This is a genomic window from Arsukibacterium sp. (assembly GCF_033722355.1).
GTDB lineage: Bacteria > Pseudomonadota > Gammaproteobacteria > Enterobacterales > Alteromonadaceae > Alishewanella.
In genome coordinates, this window is record NZ_JAWVZF010000158.1 from 1 (window position 1) to 6,294 (window position 6,294).

Annotated in this window: 4 protein-coding genes; 1 reads left to right on the forward strand and 3 read right to left on the reverse strand. The window is 50.6% G+C overall.

Features of this window, described 5'->3' with window-relative positions:
- Positions 1-1,779 (forward strand): 1-deoxy-D-xylulose-5-phosphate synthase (gene dxs / locus R3177_RS12270; protein ID WP_318971318.1); only part of this gene is annotated, 1,779 nt, incomplete at its 5' end.
- Between the two features lie 15 nt (positions 1,780-1,794).
- On the opposite strand, the gene R3177_RS12275 is transcribed toward dxs, so the two are convergent.
- From R3177_RS12275 to thiL, 3 genes are read right to left on the reverse strand one after another with little or no spacing between them, the layout of a single operon-like run.
- Positions 1,795-4,884 carry a diguanylate cyclase gene (locus R3177_RS12275; RefSeq protein WP_318971319.1) on the reverse strand — a complete coding sequence of 1,030 codons (3,090 nt, stop codon included), beginning with the start codon at positions 4,882-4,884 and terminating at the stop codon, positions 1,795-1,797.
- A 33-nt stretch (positions 4,885-4,917) separates the two neighbouring features.
- Positions 4,918-5,394, reverse strand: a complete 477-nt coding sequence (locus tag R3177_RS12280; protein WP_318971320.1) for a phosphatidylglycerophosphatase A — start codon at positions 5,392-5,394, stop codon at positions 4,918-4,920.
- The gene (gene thiL, locus R3177_RS12285; protein WP_318971321.1) at positions 5,391-6,293 is read right to left on the reverse strand and encodes a thiamine-phosphate kinase; all 903 of its coding nucleotides are present in this window, start codon (positions 6,291-6,293) and stop codon (positions 5,391-5,393) included. Before thiL ends, R3177_RS12280 begins: the two co-directional genes overlap by 4 nt.
- Position 6,294 lies beyond the last annotated feature (1 nt).

The following is a 6,294-nucleotide window of genomic DNA, read 5'->3' on the forward strand; positions in this document are numbered from 1 at the left end:
GCGCTCAGTGCTGAACTGCGCCGCTTTTTACTGAAGACTGTCAGCCAGAGCAGCGGACATTTTGCCTCTGGTCTGGGTACGGTTGAACTGACTGTAGCATTACACTATGTCTATAATACCCCTTTTGACCGTTTAATCTGGGATGTCGGCCATCAGGCATATCCGCATAAAATTTTAACCGGCCGCCGCGAGCAGATGCACAGCATCCGGCAGAAGGATGGCTTGCATCCGTTTCCCTGCAGGGAAGAGAGCGAATACGACACGCTGACTGTCGGCCATTCCAGTACCTCAATCAGTGCCGCGCTGGGGATGGCAATAGCTGCCGGCCAGGCTAAATCAAAACGTAAAGTGGTTGCCGTTATTGGCGATGGTGCTATCACGGCAGGTATGGCATTCGAAGCACTGAACCATGCTGGCGAAGTACGTCCCGATATGCTGGTTATTCTGAACGATAATGAGATGTCGATTTCAGAAAATGTCGGCGCATTAAACCAGTATTTTGCCCGGATCTTATCGGGCAGCTTTTACACCAGCCTGCGTGAGGGCGGCAAGAAAATTTTGCAGGGTGTGCCACCTTTACACGAGCTGGCAAGCCGCGCTGAAGAGCATTTTAAAGGTATGGTAACGCCAGGCACCTTTTTTGAAGAACTGGGGTTTAATTACATTGGTCCTATTGATGGTCATGATGTCATTACGCTGGCTGATACCATCCGCAATATGCGTAATTTAAAAGGCCCGCAGCTATTACATGTCGTAACCAAAAAAGGTAAGGGTTATGCTCCGGCTGAAGCCGATCCGATAGGCTATCATGCAGTAGCCAAATTTGATCCGGACGCCAGCAGTCAGCCAGTAAAAAAGGCCGGTAAGCCCACATTTTCCAATATTTTCGGCCTGTGGCTTTGTGACATGGCCGGGCAGGACGAACGGCTACAGGGTATTACCCCGGCCATGCGTGAAGGCTCTGATCTGGTTCAGTTTTCTAAACGCTTTCCGAAGCGTTATTTTGACGTTGCGATTGCCGAACAACACGCCGTAACCCTGGCTGCAGGCATGGCCATTGAAGGGTTAAAACCGGTAGTGGCCATTTACTCCAGCTTTTTACAGCGAGGCTATGACCAGCTTATTCATGATGTCGCTCTGCAGAATCTTGACGTTCTGTTTGCTATTGACCGAGCTGGCATCGTCGGCGCTGACGGCCCGACCCATCAGGGCGCCTTCGATATCAGCTTTATCCGCTGCATTCCGAATATGCTGCTGATGGTCCCGTCTGATGAAAATGAATGCCGGCAAATGTTATATACCGGTTATCAGCATCCCGGTCCTGCTGCCGTTCGCTATCCGCGCGGAGTGGGAACCGGGGTTGCTGCAGAGCAACAGATGCAGCTGATCCCCCTGGGCAGAGCGAAAATAGTACAACAAGGCAACAAACTGGCCATTCTGGCGTTTGGCCCTTTACTGCACCAATGCCGGCAGGCAGCAACAGAGCTTAATGCCACTCTGGTGGATATGCGTTTTGTCAAACCCCTGGATGAAGCTTTGCTAAAGCAGCTGGTAACTGACCACAGCCATATTGTGACAGTAGAAGACAACGCGCTGATCGGCGGGGCCGGTTCGGCAGTGAATGATTATTTGCTGCAACAGGGCTGCAATGTAAAAGTATTGAATCTTGGTTTACCGGATCAGTTTATTAAACATGGCACCCAGCAGGAAATTTATGCTGAGTTGGGGTTAGACAGTGATGGGATCAGCCGCCAGATAGCGGCTTTTAGTCAACACTGATGCCATCAGCCAGGCTCAGAGGGCCTGGCTGTCTCCCTGTTCAAACCACACCAGGCCCTCGGCCAGCAGCTTCTCAATTTGCGCTTCAATATGCGCTGAGTCTTCAAACTCAAATGCATCAAGCTGGGCATCAAAAGCCAGGGTAGCGACTGCATTTTTACCATGATGTTTAACATGGTACAGCGCCAACTCCGCCAGCTGCAATGACACTTCCCAGTTAATCAGCTGCCCACCTAAAAGGGGTAACGGGTAGTGCGCATAACCGATTGAACATGTCAGTCTGGCAATCTGGCCATCTGGCAGATTAAAGGCCGCCTTTGCCACCTGTTCATTAAGCCGGTAATTAAACTGCCGAACCAAATCTGTCTGAATATCCCGTAACACCAGAACAAAGGCAGCACCACTGAAGCGCACTACATAGTCAGAACCCCGGGTTTCACGGATTAACAAGCCACTGACTTGCTGGATCAGGCTGTCACCAGCACTGTTGCCATACTGATCATTAATTTGTTTAAAGTTGTCTAAATCGACATGCACTAGTGCCAGGCATTTGCCCTGATCCTGCATTGATTCGCGGTTGCGCTGAAAGTGCTCAATATCTTTAGGTAACTGTTCAAACATAAAGCGCCGGTTACGAAGTCCGGTCAGGTTATCTTTATGCGTTAACTGACTCAGCTGCTCATTCAGCTCGTTTAACCTGACATTACTGTTCTCCAGTTCCTGAGTGCGCTGTCTGACCAGACGTTCCAGTTCTGCTTGTTTGTGCAGGGTATTGCGCCGAACCAGCCACAACACACCGTACAGGCAACACAGCAACAGAAGTAACCACAGCGAGCGATAGAGCAGCGTTTCATCAAAACGCTCCGGAACAACCAGCAGCAAACTGGTTTCGGTAGCAGACTGCCAGCTCTGACCACTCAGACGAACCTGCAGCTTAAAGACAAAATTACCGGGTGGCAGATTGGTATACACCGCCTCACGTCGTTGCTCAACTTCATGCCAGTGACTATCGAAACCTTCGAGCCGGTAACGAAACTGCAACGCATCGGGTTTGATAAACTCCAGCGCAGAATAGTGCAACGTGACATTACGCTCATTCATCTCCAGTACCAGCCGTTGCTGTCCCTGCGACAACTGATATTGCTGGCCGGTTGTCACCTGCTTAATTTGCGGCTTTAATATTTGTTCAGACATCTGCTTTAAATCTGCCTGCACCGCAATTAAACCGTTCAGGGTCGGGAACCAGTACTCCCCCTGCCAGCGCACTATTTTTGCCTGGCCAGCGCCATTACAACAGCGGTTAGGACCACTGCCTAATTGCCGGTCAAACGGCGTAAGCACCTCATCAATGATAAAAGACTGATTACTGTTATCTGGCAGAGTCGCCAGTGCCAACCGGTAAATACCTTTATGGCTGCTGACCCAGATCTGTTGCTGGGACGGATCAAAAGAAAAACTGACAGCCGGGCCGTGTGGCATACCATTACCACTGTGCAGCTGTAACCACTGCTGGTCCGGCCGCCGGATAAAAATGCCATCATCAATAGTGCTGACCAGCACAGTGCCGTCGGGTAACTGCAGTAAGGCCAGAATGTAGCTGTTATAAAGCGCGGTGCCTACGCCAAGTCGTTGCAGTTTATCCTGACGGTACTGATATACGCCCCGCGTTGTACCGATCAGTAACTGCTCTGGTGTGTGATGCAAGGCAGTAATATTGCGGGATTCAAACTGCTCATTCAGAGGGGACAATGTTAACTGATTATCTGCTGCGTAGAATAAACCCCGGACGCCGCCAAGCCAGATACCGCCGTCTGTTGAGGGCTGCACCACTTTAACTGTGTTTCCCTGTAAGCTTGGGAAGGGTACACTGAGCTCCCGGCTGCTCAGATTATACTGTAACAAACCACTGTCTGTGCCAAACCAGAGGCGTTGTGGCGCAGGCCAGTAAAAATCATGCACGGTCTGATTGCCCAGCACGCCAGCGTCAAGCAAGGTAGTAAATTCCCCTGAATTATCGAGTAACTGTAGTGCTGACTGGCTGGCTACAATCAACTTATCATCCGGGGTTAAACCGACACTGCGCACCACCGGGTCCACCAGGCCCTCATTAACCCTTCTGATATTACCGGCTGCCGCCCGGTAAATACCATCGCTGTAACTGGCCAGCCAGATATTCTGTTGTTGATCTTGATAAATATCGCTGAACCAGGGGGGGGTTCCAAGTTCATTGGTGGTAACCGTTTGCCAGCTTTGCTGATGTTGCCGGTAAAAAAGCTGACGATAGGTTGAAATCCAGTGACCGTGCTGGCTGTCTGTAAACAGGCGATAGACCGGGCTGTGCTCACCGTCTGGTAACTGGCACTTCTGGATGTTGCCGGCCGCAGTAAGATGGTAAAAACCGCTCTCACTTGCCAAGTGCAGCCCCTGCTCCGTGACAGTTAAATCATAAACCGGAGTTTGAGCAAGCTCTATCGGTAGCGGATATGCGTGTTTCTGCTGCTTACCATCAGCACTTAGCAGATAAAGATGTTCAGCGCTGCTAACCCAGACCCCATCCTCAGCTTTCTCAAGCTGATGAACCTGACTGCGGACCCCCTCAATTCTGCTGATTTTTCCGTCTTTAATCCTGAAAAGATTATCAGCGGCCACCCAGATTTCATCTTCACTCACTTCAATCATCGCTGTCACTTCAGCAACGATCGGATAACGATCAAATTTCAATGTAATCGGATCAAAACCAGACAGACCGGCTTTAGTGCCAACCCAGATAAAGCCGCTGCTGTCACGCAGCAAACGGGTAATACTGTTACTGGCCAGATGGCGGGTATTATCAGTCGTAAAATGTTCAAACTGTAAACCATCAAAGCGGTTCAGGCCATACAAGGTGCCAAGCCAGAGATAACCCTGCTCATCCTGAACAATGGTACGGACAGAATTGCTAGACAAGCCGTCGTTGCTGGTCCAGTGCCGGATATCAAAATCATATACCGACTGAACGGCTACAACTGACTTCGGACTGACACGGGGTGAAGGGTTATTTTGAGCGCTGAGCGGGTTTAATAATCCCAGCAGTATCATAACACCCGCTAATATTACTTTTTTCATTCCCTTGCCCTGAGCCCCTGTCCGTACCCGTCACTAATTCAAAAACTGCCAATAAACCAGCAGTTGTAATATCAGCCAGGCTGGCACGGCGGCCAGTAAATCGTCCAGCATTATGCCAAGGCCACCGTGGATCCGCCTGTCCAGCCATTGAATTGGCCAGGGCTTTAGAATATCGAAAAACCGGAACAATAAAAATCCAATAAGCAGGCTTTGCCAGCTGACAGGAACCAGTAACATCGTTAAGGCAAAGCCAATCACTTCGTCCCAGACAATGGCACCATGATCATGTTCGCCAACATCACGCGCCGTTTTACCACAGATATAAACGCCCAGTGCGGTACCGACCACCAGAAACGCCAGATACCCGCTAACACCCAGAGCAGAAAAGCCAATAATAAAAGGAATAGCCACTAAGGTACCAAAAGTACCCGGGGCACGTGGTGCCAGACCTGCACCAAAACCCAATGCGAGTAGGTGCTGCCAGCGGGTTAGGTCAAATTTCGTTGTCATGGGAAGTGGCTGAACCCCTGGTGCTGATAATCAAAGGGCTGCTCTGCCGCTTTGAGTTCCAATTTGCCGGCCACGCCAGTGATCCGGCCGATACATGTAACAGGCACACCATAAGGTGATAACAGCACATCAAGGCTGCCCCGTTTACTTTCCGGAACCGTGAATAACAGTTCATAATCTTCACCACCGGATAAGGCCATTTTCAGTGCAGTTGCCTGATCGCAGCTGTCTTTCAATGCCTGAGACATCGGCAGTTTAGTCACGTCAATGTACGCGCCAACGCCAGACCTGCGTAAAATGTGGGGTAAATCACCACATAATCCATCAGAAATGTCCATCGCGCTGCTGGCGACATTACGCAGCGCATGCCCCAGCGCAACCCTCGCTGAAGGAAAATGAAATCGTTGCAATAAATGAGCCTGATGTTTTTTGCTGGCTTCAGCATGGCCCTGGCACACCTTTAATCCCAGCGCCGCATCGCCCAGAGTGCCGGTGACATAAATATAATCGCCAACTTTAGCGCCCGACCGGGTAATAGCACGTCCGCGGGGGACCATCCCTTTGGCAATCATCGTCAGGCTTAACGGACCACGGGTTGTATCGCCGCCCACTAACCTGCAGTTATAATAATCTGCTGTTTCAGACAGACCCGCAGCAAACTGGCGTAACCAGGCTTCATCGACACTCGGCAGCGTCAATGCCAGCGATAACCAGGCAGGCTCAGCGCCCATGGCTGCCAGGTCACTGACATTGACTGTTACTAACTTATGACCCAAAGCCCTCGGATCGACATCAGGAAAAAAATGAGTACCGCAAACCATGGTATCGGTTGTGACGACCAAATCATAACCGTCGCGCATTTGCAGCACAGCACCGTCGTCGCCCACACCAACCACCACA